The organism is Herbidospora sp. RD11066 (assembly GCF_054661255.1).
This window is the reverse complement of record NZ_BAAGDO010000001.1, coordinates 239,231-263,030: the sequence shown is the minus strand read 5'-3', so window position 1 is coordinate 263,030 and position 23,800 is coordinate 239,231. Positions and strand designations below refer to the sequence as shown.

The 23,800-nt window shown below is 69.1% G+C and carries 25 protein-coding genes and 1 tRNA gene; 7 read left to right on the top strand and 19 right to left on the bottom strand.

All coding sequences use genetic code 11. The features are described 5' to 3' along the window. The first annotated feature begins 9 nt into the window (after positions 1-9). A complete protein-coding gene (locus ACYQ78_RS01205; RefSeq protein ID WP_459798748.1) occupies positions 10-513 on the top strand; it encodes an O-acetyl-ADP-ribose deacetylase in 504 nt (167 codons plus the stop codon). Here the strand turns inward: ACYQ78_RS01205 and trxA are convergent. The 6 genes from trxA to ACYQ78_RS01175 are packed head-to-tail and all read right to left on the bottom strand — an operon-like array spanning position 504 to position 3,742. After that, the gene (gene trxA / locus ACYQ78_RS01200; protein WP_459798747.1) at positions 504-818 is read right to left on the bottom strand and encodes a thioredoxin; all 315 of its coding nucleotides are present in this window, start codon (positions 816-818) and stop codon (positions 504-506) included. The genes ACYQ78_RS01205 and trxA overlap by 10 nt on opposite strands. Further along, the gene (locus ACYQ78_RS01195) at positions 815-1,153 is read right to left on the bottom strand and encodes a MerR family transcriptional regulator (RefSeq protein ID WP_459798746.1); all 339 of its coding nucleotides are present in this window, start codon (positions 1,151-1,153) and stop codon (positions 815-817) included. The genes trxA and ACYQ78_RS01195 overlap by 4 nt, the downstream gene beginning before the upstream one ends. Before the next feature lie 34 nt (positions 1,154-1,187). After that, entirely contained in the window at positions 1,188-1,967 is a 780-nt protein-coding gene (locus ACYQ78_RS01190) for a class I SAM-dependent methyltransferase (protein ID WP_459798745.1), read from the bottom strand. 57 nt (positions 1,968-2,024) lie between these two features. Continuing rightward, positions 2,025-2,201 (bottom strand): DUF4236 domain-containing protein, encoded by a 177-nt coding sequence (locus ACYQ78_RS01185; RefSeq protein WP_083958372.1) that lies wholly within the window; start codon positions 2,199-2,201, stop codon positions 2,025-2,027. A gap of 33 nt (positions 2,202-2,234) precedes the next feature. Then, positions 2,235-2,948 carry a peptidoglycan editing factor PgeF gene (gene pgeF / locus ACYQ78_RS01180; protein ID WP_459798744.1) on the bottom strand — a complete coding sequence of 238 codons (714 nt, stop codon included), beginning with the start codon at positions 2,946-2,948 and terminating at the stop codon, positions 2,235-2,237. A 2-nt stretch (positions 2,949-2,950) separates the two neighbouring features. Then, positions 2,951-3,742, bottom strand: a complete 792-nt coding sequence (locus tag ACYQ78_RS01175) for a 1-aminocyclopropane-1-carboxylate deaminase/D-cysteine desulfhydrase (protein WP_459798743.1) — start codon at positions 3,740-3,742, stop codon at positions 2,951-2,953. A gap of 18 nt (positions 3,743-3,760) precedes the next feature. Here ACYQ78_RS01175 and galK point away from each other — a divergent pair, with 18 nt between their 5' ends. Together galK and ACYQ78_RS01165 are read left to right on the top strand one after the other, a co-directional pair. Continuing rightward, positions 3,761-4,864, top strand: a complete 1,104-nt coding sequence (gene galK / locus ACYQ78_RS01170; protein ID WP_459798742.1) for a galactokinase — start codon at positions 3,761-3,763, stop codon at positions 4,862-4,864. Between the two features lie 4 nt (positions 4,865-4,868). Then, positions 4,869-5,585 (top strand): phosphotransferase, encoded by a 717-nt coding sequence (locus tag ACYQ78_RS01165; protein WP_459798741.1) that lies wholly within the window; start codon positions 4,869-4,871, stop codon positions 5,583-5,585. On the opposite strand, the gene ACYQ78_RS01160 is transcribed toward ACYQ78_RS01165, so the two are convergent. The 4 genes from ACYQ78_RS01160 to ACYQ78_RS01145 all read right to left on the bottom strand — a co-directional run bounded on the left by ACYQ78_RS01160 (position 5,572) and on the right by ACYQ78_RS01145 (position 8,727). Next, positions 5,572-6,456: an alpha/beta fold hydrolase gene (locus ACYQ78_RS01160; protein ID WP_459798740.1), complete on the bottom strand. Its 885-nt coding sequence runs from the start codon at positions 6,454-6,456 to the stop codon at positions 5,572-5,574. The two genes, ACYQ78_RS01165 and ACYQ78_RS01160, sit on opposite strands and share 14 nt — an antisense overlap. Before the next feature lie 23 nt (positions 6,457-6,479). Further along, positions 6,480-7,259: an enoyl-CoA hydratase-related protein gene (locus tag ACYQ78_RS01155; protein ID WP_459798739.1), complete on the bottom strand. Its 780-nt coding sequence runs from the start codon at positions 7,257-7,259 to the stop codon at positions 6,480-6,482. Positions 7,260-7,272: 13 nt separating this feature from the next. Then, positions 7,273-8,385 carry a nitric oxide synthase oxygenase gene (locus ACYQ78_RS01150; RefSeq protein ID WP_459798738.1) on the bottom strand — a complete coding sequence of 371 codons (1,113 nt, stop codon included), beginning with the start codon at positions 8,383-8,385 and terminating at the stop codon, positions 7,273-7,275. A 269-nt stretch (positions 8,386-8,654) separates the two neighbouring features. Further along, positions 8,655-8,727 (bottom strand) — tRNA-Asn (locus ACYQ78_RS01145). Positions 8,728-8,898: 171 nt separating this feature from the next. Between ACYQ78_RS01145 and ACYQ78_RS01140 the strand changes: the two genes are divergently transcribed. After that, a complete protein-coding gene (locus ACYQ78_RS01140; RefSeq protein ID WP_066365480.1) occupies positions 8,899-9,180 on the top strand; it encodes a hypothetical protein in 282 nt (93 codons plus the stop codon). Positions 9,181-9,230: 50 nt separating this feature from the next. Here the strand turns inward: ACYQ78_RS01140 and ACYQ78_RS01135 are convergent, their stop codons facing one another. The 7 genes from ACYQ78_RS01135 to ppdK all read right to left on the bottom strand — a co-directional run bounded on the left by ACYQ78_RS01135 (position 9,231) and on the right by ppdK (position 18,977). Continuing rightward, entirely contained in the window at positions 9,231-9,701 is a 471-nt protein-coding gene (locus ACYQ78_RS01135) for a hypothetical protein (RefSeq protein ID WP_459798737.1), read from the bottom strand. Between the two features lie 68 nt (positions 9,702-9,769). Further along, a complete protein-coding gene (rpoD, locus tag ACYQ78_RS01130; protein WP_061294577.1) occupies positions 9,770-10,909 on the bottom strand; it encodes an RNA polymerase sigma factor RpoD in 1,140 nt (379 codons plus the stop codon). Positions 10,910-11,054: 145 nt separating this feature from the next. Then, positions 11,055-12,893, bottom strand: a complete 1,839-nt coding sequence (gene dnaG / locus ACYQ78_RS01125) for a DNA primase (RefSeq protein ID WP_459798736.1) — start codon at positions 12,891-12,893, stop codon at positions 11,055-11,057. A gap of 9 nt (positions 12,894-12,902) precedes the next feature. Continuing rightward, positions 12,903-13,757 (bottom strand): M23 family metallopeptidase, encoded by an 855-nt coding sequence (locus ACYQ78_RS01120; protein ID WP_459798735.1) that lies wholly within the window; start codon positions 13,755-13,757, stop codon positions 12,903-12,905. 67 nt (positions 13,758-13,824) lie between these two features. Beyond that, complete coding sequence (locus tag ACYQ78_RS01115; RefSeq protein WP_459798734.1) at positions 13,825-15,021, bottom strand: NAD(P)/FAD-dependent oxidoreductase; 1,197 nt, start codon at positions 15,019-15,021, stop codon at positions 13,825-13,827. A gap of 11 nt (positions 15,022-15,032) precedes the next feature. Next, positions 15,033-16,265, bottom strand: a complete 1,233-nt coding sequence (locus ACYQ78_RS01110) for a deoxyguanosinetriphosphate triphosphohydrolase (RefSeq protein WP_459798733.1) — start codon at positions 16,263-16,265, stop codon at positions 15,033-15,035. Positions 16,266-16,379: 114 nt separating this feature from the next. Continuing rightward, positions 16,380-18,977 (bottom strand): pyruvate, phosphate dikinase, encoded by a 2,598-nt coding sequence (ppdK, locus tag ACYQ78_RS01105; protein WP_459798732.1) that lies wholly within the window; start codon positions 18,975-18,977, stop codon positions 16,380-16,382. 299 nt (positions 18,978-19,276) lie between these two features. On the opposite strand from ppdK, the gene ACYQ78_RS01100 reads away from it, so the two are divergent. After that, positions 19,277-20,698 carry an alpha/beta hydrolase gene (locus ACYQ78_RS01100; protein ID WP_459798731.1) on the top strand — a complete coding sequence of 474 codons (1,422 nt, stop codon included), beginning with the start codon at positions 19,277-19,279 and terminating at the stop codon, positions 20,696-20,698. Here the strand turns inward: ACYQ78_RS01100 and ACYQ78_RS01095 are convergent. Further along, a complete protein-coding gene (locus ACYQ78_RS01095) occupies positions 20,695-22,059 on the bottom strand; it encodes a glycine--tRNA ligase (protein WP_459799731.1) in 1,365 nt (454 codons plus the stop codon). The genes ACYQ78_RS01100 and ACYQ78_RS01095 overlap by 4 nt on opposite strands. An 85-nt stretch (positions 22,060-22,144) precedes the next feature. Beyond that, the gene (locus ACYQ78_RS01090; protein WP_459798730.1) at positions 22,145-22,426 is read right to left on the bottom strand and encodes an antibiotic biosynthesis monooxygenase family protein; all 282 of its coding nucleotides are present in this window, start codon (positions 22,424-22,426) and stop codon (positions 22,145-22,147) included. Between the two features lie 52 nt (positions 22,427-22,478). Between ACYQ78_RS01090 and ACYQ78_RS01085 the strand changes: the two genes are divergently transcribed. Further along, complete coding sequence (locus ACYQ78_RS01085; RefSeq protein WP_459798729.1) at positions 22,479-22,841, top strand: DUF6703 family protein; 363 nt, start codon at positions 22,479-22,481, stop codon at positions 22,839-22,841. 92 nt (positions 22,842-22,933) lie between these two features. After that, complete coding sequence (locus tag ACYQ78_RS01080) at positions 22,934-23,797, top strand: metal ABC transporter substrate-binding protein (protein ID WP_459798728.1); 864 nt, start codon at positions 22,934-22,936, stop codon at positions 23,795-23,797. The last annotated feature ends 3 nt before the right edge of the window (positions 23,798-23,800 follow it).

The following is a 23,800-nucleotide window of genomic DNA, read 5'->3' as shown; positions in this document are numbered from 1 at the left end:
AATGCGGCCATGCGGATCATCGTGGTTCAGGGTGACATCACCGATCAGCGGGCCGACGCGATCGTCAACGCCGCCAACTCCTCGTTGCTGGGAGGGGGCGGCGTCGACGGCGCGATCCACCGGAAGGGTGGCAGCGAGATTCTGGAGGCCTGCCGCAAACTGCGGGCCTCGTCGTATGGGAAGGGGTTGCCGCCGGGGCAGGCGGTGGCGACGACGGCCGGGATGCTCCCGGCCAAATGGGTGATCCACACCGTCGGGCCGGTCTACAGCGCGTCCGAAGACCGGTCGAAGACGCTCGAATCGTGTTATCGCGAGTCGCTGCGGGTGGCCGACGAACTCGGGGCCGAGACGGTCGCGTTCCCGGCGATCTCCACGGGGATCTACGGGTGGCCGATGGACAGCGGCGCCCGGATCGCCGTGCAGACGGCGCGGTTCACGCCGACCAAGGTGGCGGAGGTGCGATTCGTGCTGTTCACCGGTGAGGCGTTGCGGGCCTTCGAAGCTCAGATGTGAGGGCTGATCGCGTCGACGATGACCCGCTTGGGGCGGGCGCCCTTGATCTGCTGCACGACCTCGCCATCGCGATAGAGGTTCAGGGTGGGCAGGCCGATGACGTCGTAGCGGAGCGCGATCGACGGGTGGTCGTCGGCGTTGATCTTGGCGACAACGACCTTGTCGCCGTGTTCGCGCTCGATCTCCTCCAGCAGCGGGGAGATCATCTTGCAGGGCGGGCACCACTCGGCCCAGAAGTCGAGCAGCACGGGCAGTTCGCTGCCCAGGACATCGCGCTCGAACGACTCGGCGGTGACCTCGATCATGTGTTCCTCCGTAGCATCTCGTCGCGGCGGGCCATCAGGTCCCGGATCTCGGTGTCGATCTCGATGAGCTTGCGGCGGACCACCTCGACCGACTCGGGGCAGACACCCCCCGAGTCGTTGCCCGCCTGGAGGCAGGCCACGAACGGCCGCGCGTCCTCCAGGGTGAAACCGACCGCCATCAGCGCCCGGATCTCCTGGACGAGCCGGACGTCCGACTCGTCGTACTCGCGATATCCGTTGGCGCTCCGGCGGGCGGCCAGCAGGCCCTTCTCCTCGTAATGGCGCAGCGCCCTGGCGCTCACTCCCGAGCGCCGCGCCAGCTCACCGATCCGCATATCCGCAGGTTAAACCTTGACATCAGCGGCAGGGTCAAGCCCGGCAGAGGATCTCGCCGTGGGTGATCGACAGGAAGCCGTCGGGGTCGGCCGCCCAGGTCAGCCAGCCGTCGGCGATCCGCCGCAGGTCGGTCTCGGTGGCGATGCCGTTGGCCAGCGCCTGGCGACCCAGCGACGACTTCACGACACGGTCGGCCCACATGCCGCCCCAGAACGCGCGGTCGTCGGGGTTCGCGTAGGTCCAGGTGGAGGTGGACACCTCGATGTCGGTGAACCCGGCCGCGCGGGCCCACGACAGCATCCGCCGACCGGCTTGGGGCTCGCCGTCGTTCAACCTGGCCACGGAGTAGTAGAGCGCGAGCCACTCGTCGAGTTCCGGCAGCGCCGGGAACCAGGTGAACGCGCCATAGTCGCTGTCGCGGGCGGCGACCAGCCCGGCGACGCGGCCCATCTCCCGCAGGGCTTGAACCGGGTCGGCGACGTGCTGCAACACCTGGTGGGCGTGCACGACGTCGAACCGCTTGTCCGGGTACGGCAACGCGTGCACGTCGGCCACCTCGAAGGTGACGTTCGGCGTCCCCCGTCGCTCCGCCTCGGCGCGGGCGAGGTCGAGCTCGTCGGGGCCGATCTCGGTGGCGGTGACGTGGGCGACCCGGGATGCCAGGTCGGCGGTGATGGTTCCGGGGCCGCAGCCCACGTCGAGCAGGGTGGTCTCGGGGGTCAGGTGCGGCAGCAGGTAGGCCGCGGAGTTCTCGGCGGTGCGCCAGCGGTGGGACCGCAGCACGCTCTCATGGTGCCCATGCGTGTAGTGCATGGGCACGAGAGTAGCCTCAGTCTCGCGATACGAGAGGATCTGTCTTGAATGGTGAGACTAGAACGTCTTGCCGATGTGGAACCCACCGGGCAGCCGCACGCTCACGTGGCGGCGTCCGTCGGGTGTGCGGTAGACGTGGAAACGACGGCCCCCGTAGCTGCGGGACACGCCGTGACGTGAAAGGTGAAAGCGCATCGGTCCGACTTTTACGGACTTCCTGTAGTCCCATCCCATGCTCGGTGAACGAGCGGTTACGGGCGGAAGTTCCTAACCGAGCCAGATATAGGCCCCGAAGCGCCCGGTGCGCCCTTCCCGGCGGTATGAATACAGATCACCGGTTTCGATGGTGCACCGGTCGTCGTGCGTCACCGCGGTGACCCCGGCCCGTGCGAGCTGCGCCGCGATGGCGGCCCGCAGGTCGACCGAGGGGGTGTCGCGCGAGGTGGTCGCCCACGCCTCGGGCACGACGGCCGCGACTTCCTCCCGCATCTCGGCGGGCACCTCGTAGCACCGCCCGCAGGCGGCCGGACCGACCAGCGCGACCATGCGCGACGGGTCTCCCCCGCGCCCGGCCATCGCCTCGACCAGCGCGGGCACCACTCCGGCCAGAGTCCCCGGCCGGCCCGAATGGGCGGCGCCGACCAGCCGGGCGACGGGATCGGCCACGAGCACCTGCGCGCAGTCGGCCGCCAGCGACACCAGCGCCAAGCCCTCTTCCGCGGTGAAGACCGCGTCGACTCCGGGCGGTTCGTCACCGAACGGCCGGTCGACATAGGCGACGTCGCGGCCGTGGACCTGCCGCATGAGCACCACGCGCGAGGGGTCGACGCCGAACTCTTCGGCGGTCATCCGCCGGTTGGCCGCCACGTGGCCCGGGTCGTCTCCGACGGCCCCGCCGAGGTTCCGGCTGCCGAACGGCGCCGCGCTCACGCCTCCGTGTCGGTCGGTGATCGCGGCGTGTACGCCCTCGCCCAGCAGCACCCTCACACCCTACCGGTGATCAACGCGACGACCGGGGAGGGGATCCGCAACGAGACAAGCCCGTACATCATCTTGGCCGTGTAGACGTGGTCGAGCCGGAGCCCGTGGCGCGTCTCGAAATCACGGATGAACGCGCTCAGTTCCGGAGTGGTGCGGGCATAGCCGCCGAAATGGAACCCGGTCTCGATGCGCCAGTTCGGCGTGACGTGGCCGAGCGCCTCGGTCTGGAGGCGCGCGACCTCGTCGTACAGGAAATCACCGCCTTTGAGCACCGAGAACCCGACGGCGGTGAACCCGGGCGGCAGCCCGGCCGCGAGCCCGGCGAGTGTGCCGCCGGTGCCGACCGGGCAGCAGACGACGGCCTCGCCGAGATGGGCGAGTTCGGGCCCGATCTCCATGCACCCGCGCACCGCCGCGGCGTTCGAGCCGCCCTCGGGCACCACCCGGTAGCCCGGAAAGTCGGCTTCGAGCAGGTCGAGCATCTCCGGGGAGCTTTTCTCCCGGTAGAGCGCCCTGGTCACGAACACGAGCCGCATCCCGCAGGCCACCGCGAAGTCGAGCACCTCGTTGCGCACCGGTTCGCCCCGGATCACCCCGCCCGTGGCGAACCCGAACTCGCGCCCGGCCGCCGCGACCGCGCGGATGTGGTTCGAATAGGCCCCGCCGAAGGTCACCAGCGGTTCGCCCGTGATGTTGTATTTAAGCTTCCGCCATTTGTTGCCGGGAATGTCGGGATGGAGGAGGTCGTCGCGCTTCAACAGGACCCCGTCGGCCGGGGTGAGAGGCGAGACCACAGCGATAACCTAACGGCCATGCGGGTCGTCTCCTCCTTTGAAACCGCCTTCGGCGGCACCCCCGAGGGCGTCTGGCACGCCCCGGGCCGGGTCAACCTGATCGGCGAGCACACCGACTACAACGACGGTCTGGTGCTCCCCTTCGCGGTGCCGTGGGGGGTGACGGCGGCGGTCGGCCGGCGCTCCGACGACCGCGTGCGCGTCGTGTCGGTGCAGGCCGGCGGCCCGGTCGAAGAGGTCGAGGGCTGGGCGGCCTACCCGATCGGGGTGGCGCTGACCATGCGCGCCGCCGGGCTCCCCGTCGGCGGCGCCGACATCGCCGTCGACGGCGACATCCCGCGCGGCGCGGGCCTGTCGTCGAGCGCGGCCCTGGAGGTCTCGGTCGCCCTCGCCCTCAATGATCTGTACGACCTGGGCCAGACCCCCCTCGACCTGGCGAAACTCGGCCAGCGGGCGGAGAACGAGGTCGTCGGCATGCCCTGCGGCATCATGGACCAGGCCGCCTCGGCCCTGTCGAAAGAGGGCCACGCCCTCCTGCTCGACTGCCGCACCCTCGGCAGCCGCACGATCCCCTTCGACCTCCCGGCCCACGGCCTCGAACTGGTCATCATCGACACCGGCGTCCACCACGAACTGGCCGACGGCCAGTACGCCCAGCGCCGCCGCGACTGCGAGAACGCCGCCAGGAAACTCGGCGTCGAGGCGCTGCGCGACGTCACCGACCTCGCCGCCGCCCTGTCCGAGTTGAGCGGAGACGAGCGCAAACGCACCCAACACGTCGTGACCGAGAACCACCGGGTCGAAGCCGTCGTGGGCCTCCTCCGCGCGGGAGCGGTCGCCGAGATCGGCGCCCTCCTCAACGCCTCCCACCTGTCCCTGCGCGACCAGTTCGAGGTGAGCTGCCCCGAACTCGACGTGGCCGTCGAATCGGCGATCAGAGGCGGCGCGCGCGGGGCCAGGATGACCGGCGGCGGCTTCGGCGGCTCGGCCATCGCATTGGTCGCCACCGACCGCGCCGACACCCTGCGCCGGACGGTGGCCGACGCCTACGAGGCCAAGGGCTGGAAAGCCCCCGTTTTCCGCACCGCGACCCCGTCGGCGGGCGCCCGCCGCCTGGCCTGACCGCGTGGACGGCTCGTGGACACCGGTCACCACCGGCGAGTCGGGCGCCCGGGTGTTCCGCTCACCCGACGGCGCCCGCTACGCGAAGTTCGGCCCCGGTCTCGAAGCCGAGCGCGACCGCATCGAGTGGCTGGCCGCGCGGGGCTTCCCGGGCCAGCGCGTGCTCGACTGGCGCGAGAGCGGCGACGACGCCTGCCTGGTCACTTCGGCCGTCGAGGGCGTGCCCGCCGACCAGGTGTCCCGCGAAGACCTCGAAAGGGCGTGGCCGTCGATCTCCGGCGCGGTCCGCCGCCTCCACGCCCTCCCCGGCTGCCCCTTCTCGCGCGACCTCGACTGGATGCTCGCCAAAGCCGCCGACGTCGTCGCCCGCGGCGCGGTCAACCCCGACTTCCTGCCGGAAGACCAGGTGGGCACCCCTCCGGCCGACCTCCTGGCCCGCCTGACGCCCGAACTGGAGCTGCGCCGCAGGCAGGAGACGGCGGAGGCCGTCGTATGCCACGGCGACCTGACCCTGCCGAACATCATCCTCGACCCCGAGACGCTCACCGTCGCGGGCCTCATCGATGTCGGCAGGCTGGGCCTGGCCGATCGGCACGCCGATCTGGCCCTGCTCTTCGCCACCGCCGAGGAGATCTGGCCGGACCCCTCGCAGGAGGGCTTCGACCCCGATCCCGACCGGATCCGGTTCTATCTGTCCCTCGACCCGCTCACCTGGGGCTGACCGTCTTCCACACCCGGTCGAGGAACCCGGCGATCAGCGGCGCGATCTCCGGCAGGTACTCCTCCAGCGCGAAGTGCCCGGTCGGATAGACGTAGAGCTCCGCGTCCGGCAGGTCGCGGAGGTAGGCGCGGGCGCCGGGTTCCGGGAAGAACATGTCGTCCCGGCCCCAGGTGATCAGCATCGGCGGCTGAGCCGTCCTGAGCCACTCCTGCCATTCGGGGTAGTGGCCGACGTTGCTCCCGTAGTCGAGGAGCAGTTCGATCTGTGGACGGGCCCTCTCGGGCTTGTCCAGGAAGTACTGGTCGAGCACCCAGCTGTCGGGTGAGACGAGCCTGACGTCGGTCGTGCCCGCTTCGTACTGGTGCCGGGTGGTCGGCAGGGTCAGCATCTCGCGGGCCGCCTTCTCCCCGTCGGGGCCGGGCCGGAGCGCGATCAGGTTCCGCATGATCGGCGACAGGCCCTCCTCGTAGGCGTTGCCGTTCTGGACCACCAGACCGGCGATCCGTTCGGGGTGGCGCAGGGCCAGGCGGAAGCCGACCGGGGCGCCGTAGTCGAAGACGTACAGGACGAAATGATCGAGGCGGAGCCTCTCGACGAAGCCCGCCATGACGTCGGCGAGCCGGTCGAAGGTCAGCTCACCCTCGGGGACGTCGCTGTGCCCGAAGCCGGGCATGTCCGGCGCGATGAGCCGGTAGTGGGCCCCGAGGGCGTCGACGAGCCGGCGGTACTGGTGCGAGGCCGACGGGAAGCCGTGCAGCAGGAGCAGCACCGGCGCCTGCTCCGTTTCCGGTACGGATTCGCGGTAGAAGACCCGCAGCCCATCGATGTCGACGTGACGGTGCAGGGTCCGAGTGACGATTGGGAACGCCATTGCGTATCACCTCGCCACTGGCCCTACCCAGTGAACGGCGGGAACCTCGGAGGGCGTTTCTCCAGGAAGCTGGCCACGCCCTCGCCGAAGTCGGCCCGGCCGAACGACTCGGCCATCAGGCGCTCCGCTTTCGTCCGGGACGAATCGAGGGACAGGTCCCAGTCGCCCCAGACCTGCCGCTTGATCACCGCCATCGACGTGGGCGAGCTGTGCGCCGCCAGCTCCCGGGCGTAGGCCCCGGCCATCTCCAGCAGATCGGCTCCGGGCACCGAGCGCAGCGCCAGCCCCAGCCCGGCCGCCTCCTCCCCCGTGAAGGTCCGGCCGGACAGCAGCAGGTCGAGCGCCTTCGCCTGGCCGATCAGCTTCGGCAGCACCCAGGCGAGGCCGTATTCGGCGATGAGGCCGCGCCGGGAGAAGGCGGTGGTCCACTTCGCCTCGTCGGCCGTGAAGACCAGATCGCAGACGAGGGCGTGCACCATGCCCAGCCCGGCGCAGGCGCCGTTCACGGCCGCGATGAGCGGCTTCCCGATGGTCGTGGGGAAGGTGTTGGGCCGCTTCTCCGCGAAGCTCTTCAGCGTGCCCTCCTGGAGCGCGGTGAGCGTCTGGAAGTCGGCCCCGGCGCAGAACCCCCGACCCGCGCCGGTCACCACGATCACCCGCACCTCCGGGTCGAGCTCGGCCGCGGCGAGCAGGTCGAAGTAGCGGGTGCCGAGCGCCTCGGTCCAGGCGTTGAGCCGCTCGGGACGGTTGAAGGTCAGCGTCAGGACGCCGTCGGCCAGGTCGCTCAGCACCAAGTCACTCACGAACAATGTTCTACTACAGCGGCCGGTGGTGGGTGAAGGACGGCCGCATGACCACGTCGTCGTAGTAGCGGTGGAAGACGGGCGTGAGCGCCCCCGACAGCGGCGGGACGATCCACGACCAGTCGGCCGGGCAGACCCGCCCCGACCGCTCCTCCTTCTCCAGATGGGTGAGGAACCGCTTCGACTCGGTGTGGTGGTCGGTCATGGTCACCCCGGCCTCGGCGAAGGAGTGCAGCACCGCCACATTGAGCTCGACCAGGGTGTGGTCGCGCCAGAGGGTGCGGTCGTTGGAGGTGTCCATGCCGAGCCGCCGGGCGATCACCGGGAGCTGGTCGTAGCGGCCGGTGTCGGCGAGGTTGCGGGCGCCGATCTCGCTGCCCATGTACCACCCGTTGAAGGGCGCCGCCGGATAGCAGACCCCGCCGATCTCCAGGCACATGTTGGAGATCACCGGGACGGCGTGCCAGCGCAGCCCCAGTTCGGCGAACCAGGGGTAGTGCGGGTGGCTCAGCGGCACCTCCAAGACGGCCTCGGGCGGCATGGCCCGCATCTCCAGGCGGTCTTTCACGTCGATCAGCAGCGGCAGCACGTCGAACCGGCCGCCGTCGCCCTCCCAGCCGAGCGACCGGGCCACCCGGGTCAGCTCCAGGTGGGAGGGGTCGCCGACGACCTCGCCGTCGCGGTCGTAACCGGCGTAGCGGATCAGCTGGTCGTTGCGGATCCGGGCGGCGCGCTGCCCGGGGCGGTCGGGGGCGAACACGGTGATCGTCGGCCTGATCTTGCCGCCGTTGGTCGCCTCGCGCAGGTGGGCCGCGCACTCGTCGGCGATGGCGTCGGCCGTGTCGATCTCACGCCGGTCGCGGACCTTCAGCGAGTGCCAGTAGAGCCGCCCGATGCACCGGCCGCTGTTGCGCCAGGCGACACGCGCGCCGAAGGTCAGTTCGTCGAGCGTGTGGGCATAGGTGCCGGTCTGCTCGATTTCGGCCGCGATCTCCCGCAACCGCTCCTCCACGGGCCCGGCTGAGGGCACCTCGGCCCGGTGCAGCCGGACGAACTCCTCCGCCGCTCCCCAGTCGACCCCCTCGCCGGTGTTCTCCTCGTCGGATCTTCTCCACCACGTCCGCATCGCGACTTTCCCCTCGCGGATCGCCGATGGCCGTTCCGGGCGGCGACGACGACCCTCGCGCGGTGGCCCTCTCCCCACCGCCGGTGCGTTTTTTGGTCCGCGGCGACCACGCCTGTCTCAGGCGGATTCGTGGATCACATTTTCGGGGCTTCTCCCCGGATTTGTCATCTATATCTGTGCATCTCCGGCGACGGAGCGTCAAGAGCTCGGGGGTGTACGCACACACGAAGAAGCCCCGGCCTGATCTCTCAGGCCGGGGCTTCTGGCAGCTCCCGCGATAGGACTCGAACCTATAACCTGCCGGTTAACAGCCGGCTGCTCTGCCGATTGAGCTACACGGGATCGTGCGGTGCTCCGCTCGGGCCTTGCGGCTTTCCTTGCGGCGCGGAACTAGATTAGCGCACTCCGGGGGTGGTCTGTCACATCCATTGATCGGGGCTTTGAGTCGGCCCGGTTTGGATAGATGACAACCCATTGGGTAGGGGCCGAGGTAGCGAAGCGCGGAGGTGGAAGATGCGGTACAAGGTGATGTTCGCCGCCGGGCTGGGTCTTGGATACGTCCTGGGCACCCGCGCCGGGCGTGAGCGCTACGAGCAGATCGTGCGCGCGACGAAGAGGGTGTCCGACAGTCCCGCCGTGCAGGAGGCGGCCGGGCTCGTGGGCGCCCGCATGTCGAAGATGACCGTGGCGGCCAAGGACAGGGTCCCGTTCCTGCGCAGACCTGACCCGTGGGACGGGGAGACCACAGCCGGCCCGACAGGCTGGCCAGACCCAGAGGTCAACCGGATCACCTGACAACGAGACGCCGAGGGCCCGTCCTTTTGCCAGGACGGGCCTTCGCATGTTCAGACCCCGAGGCTCCGGCGGACCTGCTCCAGCGCCTGTTCCGCGGCGGCCAGCACGCCCGGGTCTCCCCCGTCGATCCCGTCGTCGAACGCCAGTTCCCACTCGATCGCGTCGGTGTCGGCGACCCGGCGGGCGATGAACCGCACCCCGGCGTTTGTGGTGAGTTTCACATAGCGGCTGGCGACGATGGAGTTCTGCACCCTTTCCCGGATGGTTTCGGGCAAGAAGCCGGGTTCTTCCAAATCGACCCGATAAACGCCGCCCGTCACGGTTGTAATGGTTACCCCGGTTTCGTCCCAAGCGGCCTTGTCGATGGTGTGCCAGGGCACCCGTTCCCCACCGGGAAGGTGGAGCGCCACGAAGGTCGCGACGGAGTAGTCACCGGACGGCGTGCGGGCGTAACTCAGCACCCGCTCCCCCGACAGACGGGAGCGGACGTCGGCGGGCAGGCGGTTCCCGAACAGAGGCATGCCCAGAACCTACAAGCGGACGGCCCGTGCCCCGCAGTCCGGGGCACGGGCCGTTTCCGAATGGACGGCTAGTCCAGGTAGTCGCGGAGCATCTGCGCACGCGTCGGGTGACGCAGCTTCGCGAGCGTCTTGGACTCGATCTGGCGGATGCGCTCCCGGGTCACCCCGAACTCGCGGCCGACCTCCTCCAGCGTGCGCGGATGGCCGTCGGCCAGGCCGAACCTGAGCTGGATGATGCGCTGCTCGCGCTCGGACAACGTCGCGAGGATGTCGTCGAGCTGGTCTTGCAGCATGATGAACGCGGCGGCCTCGATCGGCACCACGGCGTCGGCGTCTTCGATGAAGTCTCCGAGGTCGGAGTCCTCCTCGCCGATGGGCGACTGCAGCGAGACGGGCTCCTGGGCGATCCGCTGGATCTCGATGACCCGGTCGATCGGCAGGTCCATCTCGGCGGCGATCTCCTCGGGCGCCGGCTCACGGCCCAGATCCTGGTGCAACTGCCGCTGCACCCGCACCAGTTTGTTGATCGTCTCGACCATGTGGACGGGAATGCGAATCGTCCGCGCCTGATCGGCAATGGCTCTGGTGATCGCCTGCCGAATCCACCACGTGGCATAAGTAGAGAACTTGTAGCCCTTGGTGTAGTCGAATTTCTCGACCGCACGGATCAATCCGAGATTGCCTTCCTGAATCAGATCCAGGAATAGCATTCCGCGGCCGACATATCTTTTGGCGATGGAGACGACGAGCCGCAGATTCGCCTCGATGAGACGTTGCTTGGCGCGTACGCCCTCCCACACCAGGTCTTCGAACTCGGGCCTGGCCACCCTGATCGCGGGGCTCTCACAGAGCTTGTCCTCCGCGAAGAGGCCGGCCTCGATGGCCTTGGCGAGTTCCACCTCCTCCTCGGCGGTGAGCAGCGGAACCCGGCCGATCTCCCTGAGGTAGATCCTTACCAGGTCGCTGGTCGGCGCCCTCTTGGTGACGTCTTCCTCGTCTGGCTTGGATGTCTCCTCGTCGCCCTGGGGCTCGAGGACCTCCACTCCGTTCTCGGCGAGCATGCGCACGACGCGCTCCAGCGCGTCGGCCTCAAGCCCGGATCGGTCGAGCGCGGCGGCCACGTCGTCAACCGTGACGCTCCCGCGCTCCCTTCCCTTCACGACGAGCTCGGCCACCTGGTCTACCGATGGCGGCCCGCTTGGCAGCACCGATGCACCCACGGAACACAGTCTGCGGTATAACCACAACAAAACGGCAGGCCTATTTTTGTCACCGAAGGTTAGATCTGTGTCATTACCGAATCGATATCAAACCCGTGTTTCGCCTCTGTGAGGGGCGGAAAGGAATTGATATTCACGCCCCGGCCGCGCGTTCTCTCAACACGCGTCGCTGCTGTTCGAGGGCGACCAGTTCGGCGAACATGCGGTTGTAGTCGCCCACTTGGTCGACCGGGTTCAGCCGCTGCATGGTCGCCTTCAGCGCGTCGAGCCGGCGACCGACCGTAACCTCCTGGAGCTTGGCCAGAACGGCCATGCCGTAGCGCTCCTCGACGTTCGTCTCGACCTTCACCGGGTCGACCGCGAGACGCGTGAGGAGCGGCCTGAGCTCCTCGGAGGCGGCCGCCAGGAGCGTCTCCACCCACTGCCGCCCACCGGGGCCGCCGGCGGCCGTGCCGCCGCAGGAGGCGACCAGTTCGAACAGCGCGACGTGCTCGGGGACGGTGAAGGCTCCGGCGCCGAGGACGTCGAACTCGGGGCCGAGCAGCGCGGGCCGTTGGACGGCCAGTTTCAGCGCCTCCAGCTCCAGCCGCGCGAGCGGGTCGAGCGGCGTCTCCTTCTTCTTCACCCTGTCGCCCCGGTTCTCCACCGGCCGGGCCGCGATCTCGGTGACCCGTTCGACGACCAGCCGCTCGTTCATGAAGCCGAGCCAGCGGTCGAGGTCGACGGCGTACATGTGCCGCAGGGCCTTGTCCTTGATCGAGGCGACCACGGGGGCGGCGGCGTCGAGGGCCGACAGGCGGCCCTCGTTGGTGCTGGTGTCGTAGCTGCCGATCACGCTGCGGATGGCGAAGGCGAACAGCGGCTCGCGGCTGGCGACCAGGTCGCGGACGGCGGCGTCGCCCTTCTGCACGCGCAGGTCGCACGGGTCGAGGCCGTCGGGCTGGACGGCCACGAAGGTCTGGGTGACGAACTTCTGCTCGTCCTGGAACGCCCGCAGGGCGGCCTTCTGCCCGGCCGAGTCGCCGTCGAAGGTGAAGATGACCTCGCCCTGGCCCTGGTCGAACAGGATGCGCCGCAGCACCTTGATGTGGTCTTCGCCGAAGGAGGTGCCGCAGGTCGCCACGGCGGTCGGCACCCCGGCCAGGTGGAGGGCCATCACGTCGGTGTAGCCCTCGACCACGACCGCCTGCGACCGCTTGGAGATCTCGCGTTTGGCCAGGTCGACGCCGTACAGGACCGAGCTCTTGTGGTAGATCGGGCTCTCGGGGGTGTTCAGGTACTTCGGGCCGTCGTCGGATTCGAGGAGCTTGCGGGCGCCGAAGCCGATGACGTCGCCGGTGATGTCGCGGATCGGCCAGATCAGGCGCCCCCGGAACCGGTCGATCGGCCCCCGGCGGCCCTCGCGGGCCAGCCCGCCCTTGATCAGTTCCTGGACGGTGAAACCGCGCCCCAGCAGGTGACGCGACAGCGCCTCCCACTCGTTGGGGGCGTAGCCGACCCCGAAATGGTCGGCGTCGGCCCGCTCGAACCCGCGCTCCGACAGGAACCTGCGGGCGACCGCGGCCTCGGGCGAGACCAGCTGGGAGACGTAGAACTCGGCCGCGGCCTTGTGGGCGTCGATCAGCCGCGACCGCTCGCCCTGCTGACGGCCGGGCACGTAGCCGCCCTGCTCGTAGCGGAGCTGGATGCCCGCCCGCCCGGCCAGGCGCTCGACCGACTCGGCGAAGGTCAGGGCGTCGATCCGCTGGAGGAAGGAGATGACGTCGCCGCCCTCGGAGCAGCCGAAGCAGTAGTACATCCCCCGCGCGGGGGTCACGTTGAACGAGGGCGACTTCTCGTCGTGGAACGGGCACAGGCCCTTGAGGTTGCCGCCCCCGGCGTTGCGGAGCTGGACGTATTCGCCGATCACGTCGGCGATCGGGGAACGCTCCCTGACGAGGGCAATGTCATCATCACTGATCCGGCCTGCCACGTCGTGAGTCTAGTCAGCGCTGAGCAGATCGACTCCCAGCGGACCGACCTCGACCGGCTTGGCGGGCTTCTTCGTCGGCGTCGGCTGCGGCCGCTCGACGCCCTTGACCTCGGGCTTGGCCGCGCAGGCGATCGAGCACGCCGGAAGCGGACCGGTCTTCTTCCGCACGCCCCTCATCTCGGCCAGCGGAGAGTAGGTGCGGTTGCCGTTGCGCCAGGCGTCGAGGTAGTCCCACGGCTCGACCATGCCGCGCCGGATCCACCACTCGTTGGCGTCGGTCTTCCAGGTCATCGCGAAGTAGAGGTTGCTGGCGGTGTCGCGGGCGTTGCCGGTGTTCCCGATCGTGCCGAGCCGCTGCCCGGCCTTCACCTTCGTGCCCGGCGTGATCCCCTCGCTCACCGTGTCGAGGTGCCCGCCGAGGTAGAGCACCCCGTCGTCGCCGAGCAGCGTGACGAACCGCCCCTCACGGTCGCCGCCCCTGTCGGTCGAGGGCACCCACCGGTTCTGGACGTTCACCTCGCGGACCGTCCCCGCCACCGGCGCCACGAACGCGCACCCCTTGTCGGCCCAGATCGTCGTCTTGGGCAGCACGAGGAGCTTGCGCGCGTAGCTGACCTGGCATCCCTTGACCGGGAAGGCGTATTCGAACTTCGACAGCTTCGGCGGCGGCAGCAGCACCGGCTCGTCGCCGGTGGGCGGCACCGCCGCCGAGATGAAGGCGGGTGCCGGGGTCGCCACGTCGTTGATCGGCTGCCCCGTGACGGGCGGCTCGGGTGGCCGGGTGCTGACCCCCGCCACACCCATCGGCGTGCTACAGCCCGCGGTCAGGCCGACCAGTACGAGGGCCAGGATCCCCGGTCGCATGATCTCCACCCTCATGACGTTATCTGACGCGAGATGACCCAACGGCCGGTTTGAGCCGAAGGTGAGGTCATCCTGCCAAAGGGGTGTCGGGATCGGCCAGTCGCTTCGCGTCGACGGTCTCGCCGGAACGGATGAGTTTCTGGATGTCGCCGACCACGTCCCACACGTTGACGTTCATGCCCGCGACCACCCGGCCCTCCTTCAGCCAGAACGCGATGAACTCCAGGTCGGCGCCCCGGATGACCAGGTCGTCGGCGCCCGTGATGTCGCCGGAGAACTCCATGCCGATCTCGAACTGGTCGGTGTAGAAGTAGGGCACCCGGTCGTACACGACCTCCTGGCCGAGCATCGCCCTGGCGGCGACGGGCCCCTGGTTGAGGGCGTTGGCCCAGTGTTCGACCCTGATCCGGCGGCCCAGCAGCGGGTGGAACGCCTCGGCGACGTCGCCGGCGGCGAAGACGTCGGGGTCGCTCGACCGCAGCGAGGCGTCGACGAGGATGCCCGAGCCGATCTCCAGCCCTGCTTCGCGGGCCAGTTCGACGTTGGGGGCGGCGCCGATGCCGCCGATCACGTCGTCGGCCGGGATCGCCTCGCCGCTCTCCAGGACGACCTCGCGGACATGGCCGCCCTCCCCGGCCAGGCGGGCGACCTTGGCGCCGAGGCGCAGGTCGACGCCGTTGCGGCGGTGGACTCCGGCGAAGATCTCGCCCCTCTCGGCGCCCAGCGTCTTGTACAGCGGGGTCGGGGAGGGTTCGATCACGGTGACGTCGCATCCGGCCTTGCGGGCCGCGGCGGCGGTCTCCAGGCCGATCCAGCCGCCGCCGACGACCACGACGTTGCCGCCGTGGGCGAAGGCGGCCCGCAGGGCCTGGCTGTCGGCGACGGTGCGCAGGTAGTGGACGCCGTCGAGGTCGGCGCCCTCGAACGGGAGCGGGCGCGGGGTGGCGCCGGTGGCGATGAGGAGCTTCTCGTACGCCAGCCGCTCGCCGGTCCCCAGCACGACCTCCTTCGCGGAGCGGTCGATGCGGGTCGCGGCGGCGCCGAGGCGCAGGTCCACGTCGTTCTCGCGGTACCAGCCCTCGGGATGGACGTACACCTTCTCGAGTTCCGAGGTGCCCTGGAGGTAGCCCTTGGACAGCGGCGGGCGTTCGTAGGGGCGTTCGTGCTCGGCGCCGAGGAGCGTGATCGCGCCCTCGTAGCCCTCCTCGCGGAGGGTGGTGGCGGCCTTCGCCCCGGCCAGGCCGGCTCCGATGATGACGAACATGGGTGGCTCCTTTACGCGCTACGGGCGGACAGCATGCGATGCATCGCCGTGGCGGACGCGTCGGTCAGCGACGCGATCTGGTCTATCACCGCCCGGAGCCGTCCGGCGTCGTCTTTGGCGTTCTCGAACGCGGGGCGCAGCGCGGGCTGCAGCGTGTGGGGGGCGCCCAGCATGGTGAGTGAGGTCAGCTCGGCCAGCAGCTCCCGCTGGCGGGCCCGGACGGTCTGGTTGTCGGCCTCCCCGATCACGAACCGGACGGTGACGCCCTTGAGCAGGGCGCACTCCAGCCGGGTCACGTGGGGCACGACGAGGTCGGCGTCGTGGCGGCCGGCCTCGTCGAGGACGTAGGCCTCGCGGGTGGCGTCCTGGGCGCGGCGGCAGAAGCGGCCGATGAGCGTGCTGGTGAGCTGCTTCAGGGCGGCCAGGTCGGGGAATCCGCCGTCGAAGCGGCCGGGCCACAGGGGCTCGCCGATCAGCCGGGTGAAGGTCTCTTCGAGCTCGTTGAGATCGGCGTCGGGCAGGTACCACTCCTGCGTGAGCTTGCAGACCTCCAGCCGCTCGGCCGGGTCGCGCAGCATCGTGGGCGTGACGTAGCCGCTGTGCAGGGCGTCTTCCAGGTCGTGGACGGAGTAGGCGACGTCGTCGGCCCAGTCCATGATCTGCGCCTCGAAGCTCACCGAGCCGACGGGCGCGCCCTGGCGGACCCACTCGAAGATCGGCATGTCGTCGGGGTAGACGCAGTACTTCTCCCCGCAGGAGCGGTCCCACGGGTATTTGATGGCGGAATCCAGGGTGGCCCTGGTCAGGTTGAGGCCGGCGTTGACGCCGTCCTCGGTGATGACCTTGGCCTCCAGGCGCGACAGCAGGCGCAGGCTCTGGGCGTTGCCCTCGAAGCCGCCCGCGCGCTCGGCGATCTGGTTGAGCGCGAACTCGCCGTTGTGGCCGAACGGCGGGTGGCCCAGGTCGTGGGCCAGGCAGGCGGTCTCCACCAGGTCGGGGTCGCGGCCCAGGGCCTTGCCCATCTCGCGGCCGATCTGGGCGCACTCCAGGGAATGGGTCAGGCGGGTGCGCGGGCTGTGCATCATCTGGTCGACCGGCGCGACCACTTGGGTCTTGCTGGCCAGCCTGCGCAGGGCGTCGCTGTGGAGCACCCTGGCGCGGTCGCGCTCGAATGGGCTTCTCTCCGGATTCCCCGGCGGCTCGGGAACCCAGCGTGCCTCGTCGTGCTGGTCATATGGCCTCACGGCTCCCCCTTTCGTCGCGGCGAGGGAGCTAGAAGGTACCCACAAATATCGGCCTTCACGACAAACACGCTGGAAACATCTGATTGCCCGAGCCGCCATATCGTGTTAATGGGGTTACAGAACCCTCGCACGGCCCGCTTCGAGACGTGCGACGGGCACCCGGAACGGGGAGCACGACACGTAGTCGAGGCCGATCTCGTCGCAGAACCTGACCGAGTCGGGGTCGCCGCCGTGCTCGCCGCAGATGCCCATCTTGATACCGGGCCGGGCCCGGCGGCCCTCCTCCACGGCGACGCGCATCAGGCGGCCGACGCCGTCGCGGTCGAGCGACTCGAACGGCGAGACCCCGAAGATGCCCTTGTCGAGGTAGGTGCCGAAGAACGCCGACTCCACGTCGTCGCGGGAGAAGCCCCAGGTCATCTGGGTCAGGTCGTTGGTGCCGAAGGAGAAGAACTCGGCCGCCTCGGCGATCTGCCCGGCGGTCAGCGCCGCCCGCGGCACCTCGATCATGGTGCCGATGAGCGCCTCCATCCCGACCTCGCCGAGGATCCGCCTGGCCTCCTCACGCACGCTCTCCAGTTCCTGTACGGCCCCCACGAGCGGAATCATGATCTCGGGCTTGGCGTCGTCGGCGGCCTTGGCGGCCTCGGCGATGGCCCGCACCTGCATGGCGAACAGCCCCGGCACGACGAGCCCGAGGCGGACCCCGCGCAGGCCGAGCATCGGGTTCTGCTCGTGGAGGCGCTGCACGGCCTCCAGCAGGCGGCGGTCCTTCTTGGTCCCCTTGCCGGTGGCGACCTTGACCGACAGGTCGATGATGTCGGGCAGGAACTCGTGCAGCGGCGGGTCGATGAGCCGGATCGTCACCGGCAGGCCCTTCATGGCCGTGAACAGCCCGGCGAAGTCGGCCTTCTGGAGGGGCTCCAGCGCGTCGAGCGCGGCCTGCCGCTCCTGCGGGGTCTCGGCCAGGATGAGGTCCTCGATGAGCACCCGGCGGTCGCCGAGGAACATGTGCTCGGTCCGGCACAGGCCGATGCCGCTGGCGCCGAACCGGCGGGCCCGCTCGGCGTCCTCGGGGGTGTCGGCGTTGGCGCGGACGCCCAGGCGGCGGCGCTCGTCGGCGTGCTTCATGATCGTGTCGACGGCCCGCACCAGTTCATCCCGAGAAGGACTCCCTTCGAAGTACTCCACCACCGGCGAGGCCACCACGGGCACCTCGCCCAGGTAGACGCAGCCGGTGCCGCCGTCGATGGAGATGACGTCGCCCTCCTCGACCACGACGTCGCGGACCGTGAAGGTCTTCTTCTTCGCGTCGACCTCGATCTCCTCGGCGCCGCAGACGCAGGTCTTGCCCATGCCGCGGGCGACGACGGCGGCGTGGGAGGTCTTGCCGCCGCGCGAGGTCAGCACGCCCCGGGCGGCGATCATGCCGGCCAGGTCGTCGGGGGTGGTCTCGCGGCGGACCAGGATGACGGCCTCACCCCGGGCGGCCAGTTCGGTGGCGCGGGCCGAGGAGAACACGGCCTTGCCGACGGCCGCGCCCGGGGAGGCGTTCATGCCCTTGGTCAGCACGGTGTTGCCGTGGTCGAGCGCGAAGCGGGGGAACATCAGCTGGGCCAGCTGGTCGCCGGTGACGCGCTTCAGCGCCTCGTCGAGGTCGATCAGGCCCTCGTCGACGAGCTGGACGGCGATGCAGAAGGCTGCTCCGGCGGTGCGCTTGCCCACCCGGGTCTGCAGCATCCAGAGCTTGCCGCGCTCGATGGTGAACTCGATGTCGCACAGGTCGCGGTAATGGCCTTCGAGCTTGGCCATGATCTCCATGAGCTCGGCGTAGGAGTGGGCGTCGATGCGCTCCAGGTTCTGCAGCGGGACCGTGTTGCGGATGCCGGCCACGACGTCCTCGCCCTGGGCGTTCTGGAGGTAGTCGCCGTAGACGCCCTGGTGGCCGGTGGCGGGGTCGCGGGTGAAGGCGACGCCGGTGCCCGAGTCCATGCCGAGGTTGCCGAAGACCATCGCGACCACGTTGACCGCCGTGCCGAGGTCGGCCGGGATGCGCTCCTGGCGCCGGTAGAGGACCGCGCGGTCGGCGTTCCAGGAGTCGAAGACGGCCTTGATGGCCAGCTCCATCTGCTCCTTGGGGTCCTCGGGGAAGTCGCGGCCCTTCTCGCGGCGCACGATCTCCTTGTACGTCCCGACCAGCGCCCTGAAGTCGTCGGCGGTCAGGTCGAGGTCGGTGCGGCCGTCCTTGAGGTCGTCGATGGCCTCCTCGAACAGGTCGCCGTCGATGTCCAGGACGGTCTTGCCGAACATCTGGATCAGCCGCCGGTAGGAGTCCCACGCGAACCGCTCACTGCCCGACTGACGCACGAGCCCCCGCACCGACGCGTCGTTCAGGCCGATGTTGAGGACGGTCTCCATCATCCCCGGCATCGAGAACTTGGCCCCCGACCGCACGGAGACCAGCAGCGGGTCCTCCGGGTCGCCGAGCCGCTTGCCCATGGCCGCCTCGAGCTTGGCCAGGTGCGTGCCGATCTCCTCGGCGGGGACGGAGCCGTCCGCCATGTACGCGCGGCACGCGTCGGTGGTGATCGTGAACCCGGGCGGGACCGGCAGGCCGAGGTTGGTCATTTCCGCGAGATTGGCGCCCTTGCCCCCGAGGAGGTCCTTCAGGTCTTTGTTTCCTTCGGTGAAGTCATAGACAAGCTTCGGCACGACAGTCTCCTCCAGGGGCCCAATTAATCGCGGAACCACCCCGCGTGCGGGACACTACCGAATAAGAACAACACGAAACGTCACGGCTGTCACTCATAAGTGTTCCCGCAGGTGAGCAGGGTACAACCGGTCTAATCCAATTCGCCGGAACGTAAAGAACGGCCGTTTTTTCGCAAGACCAACATTGGTCTGAACCAATTCGCCGACCCCGTTTGTTTCGACCCCGTTAATTGGTTCAGACCAATGCCCTGTTATCGTGGAATCACCCTCCGACAAGATCCCATTTCGGAGGGTGACGGATGAGCCGAGCGAAGTTGGTCGCGATCGCCCTGGTGGCGATGACCGGGGTCGGCGGTGGCGGCGGTCCCGCCGACGTGCCCGGCCTGAAGTGGGCGGCCTGTGCCGAGGTGCCCCAGGCGTCCTACGAGTGCGCGACGCTGACGGTGCCGCTCGACTACGCCGACGCGGCGAAGGGCACCCTCGACCTGGCGCTGGTCCGCAAGCGGGCGACCGGGCCGCGCATCGGGTCGCTGGTCCTCAACTTCGGCGGCCCGGGTGGTTCGGGGGTGACCACCCTGATCGACTCGGGCACCGCGTTCGCGTCGCTGAACCGCAACTACGACCTGGTCAGCTTCGACCCGCGCGGCGTCGACCGCAGCAGCGGCATCCAGTGCCTGCCGCCCAAGGAGTTCGAGGCGTTCCTGGAGGCCGAGCCGTCTCTCGACCAGCGCACCGAACGCGACCTGTCGGCCGAGTTCGTCCAGGGCTGCCAGCGCAACAACGCGCGCATCCTGCCGTACGTCGGCACGGTGAACGCCGCCAAGGACATGGAGCTGCTCCGCCAGGGCATCGGCGACCCGAAACTCAACTACCTGGGCTTCTCGTACGGCACCCACCTGGGCGCCACCTACGCCACGCTGTTCCCCGCCAAGACCGGCCGGATGGTGCTCGACGCCGCCCTCGACCCGACGGTCGGCCTGCTCGACCAGTCGAAGACGCAGGTCAAGGGCTTCCAGAAGGCGTACGAGAACTACCTGGCCGACTGCCAGAAACAGGGCTGCCCGTTCGGCGGGAACGCGGCCGTGGTGAAGCTGCTCGACCAGGTCGACAAGAAACCGCTGGTCGTGAACGGCCGCAACGTCACCGACGACACCGTCAGGTCAGCCATCGGCGAGGCGCTCTACAGCAAGACGAGCTGGCCGCTGCTGACCGAGGCGCTGTCGGCCGCCATGAAGGGCGACGGGTCGGGGGTCCAGGCCCTCGCCGACCAATATGCCGGGCGTCAGCCCGACGGGACGTACAACACCCTGCTGTCGTCGCTGAACGCGGTGCTCTGCGCCGACACCACCGAACGGCCGACGTTCGCGCAGTCGGAGGCGCTGGCCAGGGACCTGGCGAAGACCTCACCGATCTTCGGCCCGGACGCCGCCAGCGCCGGCATCTGCAGCATCTGGCCGACGCCGGGCGAGGACTCCAACAAGAAGGTCGACGCCCGGGGCACGGCCCTGCCGATCCTGGTGGTCGGGGCGATCAACGACCCGGCCACGCCCTACGTCTGGGCCCCGAAGCTCACCTCGGAACTCGGCAACGCCGTGTTGCTCACGTTCGAGGGCGAGGGCCACGGCGCCTACGGCCAGACGACGTGTGTCACCGGGACCGTCGACGCCTACCTGCTCAACGGGACGGTGCCCGCGAAGGGCACCGTCTGTCCGGCGACCTAGTCGTTGAGGTGCTGACGGAGGAACGGCTCGACCTGGTCGAGCGCGATGCGCTGCTGCGCCATCGTGTCGCGCTCGCGGATCGTGACGGCCTGGTCGTCGAGGGTGTCGAAGTCGACGGTGATGCAGAACGGGGTGCCGATCTCGTCCTGACGGCGGTAGCGGCGGCCGATCGCGGCGGCGTCGTCGAAGTCGACGTTCCAGCGGCGGCGCAGCTGGGCGGCCAGGTCTTTGGCCTTCGGGGTGAGGTCGGCGTTGCGCGACAGCGGCAGCACCGCGACCTTGACCGGCGCGAGCCGGTGGTCGAGGCGCATGACCGTGCGCTCCTCCATCACGCCCTTGGCGTTGGGGGCCTGGTCGACGGTGTAGGCGTCGAGGAGGAACGTCAGCGTGGCGCGGTCGACGCCCGCGGCCGGCTCGATGACGTAGGGCACGTAGCGCTCGCCGGAGTCCTGCTCGAAGAACGACAGGTCGGTGCCGGAGGCCTTGCCGTGGCTCGACAGGTCGTAGTCGGTGCGGTTGGCGATGCCCTCGAGCTCACCCCACTCGGAGCCGGTGAAGTTGAAGCGGTATTCGATGTCGACGGTCCGCTTGGAGTAGTGGGACAGCTTCTCCTTGGGGTGCTCGTAGAGACGCAGGTTGTCCTTGGAGATGCCGAGGTCGACGTACCAGCGGAGACGCTCGTCGATCCAGTACTGGTGCCACTCCTCGTCGGTGCCGGGCTTGACGAAGAACTCCATCTCCATCTGCTCGAACTCGCGGGTGCGGAAGATGAAGTTGCCCGGGGTGATCTCGTTGCGGAACGACTTGCCCTGCTGGCCGATGCCGAACGGGATCTTCTTACGCGCCGACTGCTGCACGTTGAGGTAGTTGATGAAGATGCCCTGCGCGGTCTCGGGGCGCAGGTAGGCCAGGCCCGATTCGTCTTCGACCGGGCCGAGGTAGGTCTTCAGCAGGCCGCTGAACTGCTTGGGCTGGGTGAAGGTGCCCTTGTTGCCGCAGTTGGGGCAGGTGATGTCGGCCAGGCCGTTGGCCGGAGGGTTGCCGTGCTTCTCGGCGTAGCCCTCTTCGAGGTGGTCGGCGCGGTAGCGCTTGTGGCACGACTGGCACTCGGTGAGCGGGTCGGTGAAGGTCTCGACGTGGCCGCTGGCCTGCCAGACCTCACGGGCCAGGATCACGCACGAGTCGAGGCCGACGACGTCGTCGCGGCCCTGGACCATGGACTTCCACCACTCGCGCTTCACGTTGTTCTTGAGCTCGACACCCAGTGGTCCGTAGTCCCAGGACGCCCGCAGACCGCCGTAGATCTCGCTCGACGGGTAGACCAGCCCGCGGCGTTTGGCGAGACTGACGATGGTTTCCATGACGTCGGTGCGACGTGCCATGAGTGGTGCTCCATCCGGCTGGGTGTCGGCGATGGGAAAAGGGAATGGGCAAAGCTTAGTGGCCTCAGCCCTTGGGATAGACCTGCTCGAACGCCCCTGGCTCATTGATCATCAGGGTCATCAGCGGATACATCGTCATGCGGGCCGCGGACAGGGCACGACGGTAGAAACCGGCGCCCTCCCACTCGCTGACCAGCGCCCACAGGTTCGGCTCGTCGACCGAGCGGCCGACCTGGCCGCGCAGGAAGCCGCTCTGGGCCGAGAACAGATCGATCACCTCGCGGGCGTGCAGCTCGAACTCCTCGGACCGGGCTTCGGGCACGGAATAGCGGATCACGGCCAGCATGAGCCCAGCATGCCATCAGCCGGGGTCCTCCACCTGCGAGTAACCTCGACAGGTGGCCAACAGACGTCCTCCTCAGCGGAAGAAGGCTCCGCGCCCGCTGCCGCCAGGCGAGCAGTTCTTCACGCCCGGCGCGACCGGGCTGCGCAAGACGATCGAGACCCGCAGCGCGCCGGTGCTCGTCTACCTCTACCAGCTGCCCAAGATCGTGCTGCCGATCGTGCTGGTGGTCTGCCTGCTGGCCGGGTTCGCGATCGCCGACTGGCGCGGTGGCCTGGCGATGCTGCCGGTGATCGCGTTCGTCGGGGGGCTCGCCTACCTGTCGTGGCCGTCGCTCGGCGCGGGGGGCCGGGTGCTGCGGGTCGCGGTGGTCGCGTTCCTGGTCGCGGTGGCGGTGACACGGTTCGGAGGGTTCTGAACCGTTTTTGACAATCATTTTCATTTTCTGGCACACTCGGTGGGGTGATGCCCGGAAATGTTGTGCGATTTCTCGCCGGATCCGCTCTTGTCATGACCGCCGCCTGTGGAGCGTCCACGTCGGCCGAGTCGGGCAAGCCCGTGGTGGACGCGGCGTTCTTCCCTCTTCAGTGGCTCGCCGAGAAGGTCGGCGGCGCCGACGTCACGGTCGAGGGCCTGACCAAGCCCGGAGTCGAGCCCCACGACCTCGAACTGACCCCCCAGCAGGTGGCCGGGGTCGCCGAGGCCTCCTTGGTCGTGTACGTCAAGGGCGTGCAGCCCGCCGTCGACGAGGCCGTGGCCCAGCACGCCGGTGACCGCGGGTTCGACGCGGCCTCCGTGGTGCCGACGATGGCCGCCGTCCACGACGAGGCCGAAGAGGAGCACGGCCACGAGGAGGAGGTCCCCTACGACCCGCACCTCTGGCTCGACCCCTCGCGGATGGCCACACTGGCGACGGCCCTGGGAGGACGTCTCGCCGAGGCCGATCCGGCCCATGAGGCGGCGTACAAGGAACGCGCTCGTGAAACGGCGGCCCAGCTGGGGAACCTCGACGCCCAGATGGCCTCGGGCCTGGAGAACTGCACGAGCCGGGTCATCGTGACGGCCCACACCGCCTTCGGATATCTGGCGAACCGCTACAAGCTCGAACAGGTCGGCATCAGCGGCATCGACCCCGACGCCGAACCGTCTCCTGCCCGTTTGGCCGAAGCCGCCCGGATCGCGAAGGAGAAGAAGGTGACTACCATTTTCACCGAGGAACTCGTCAGCCCCAAGGTCGCCGAGGTCCTCGCGAGCGAGGTCGGGGCCAAGACGGCGGTTCTCAATCCGCTGGAGAGCCCTCCCCAGGGTGGTGACTACATCTCCGGCATGACCGCCAACCTCACCGAACTCCGCACCGCACTCGGCTGCCAGTGACCG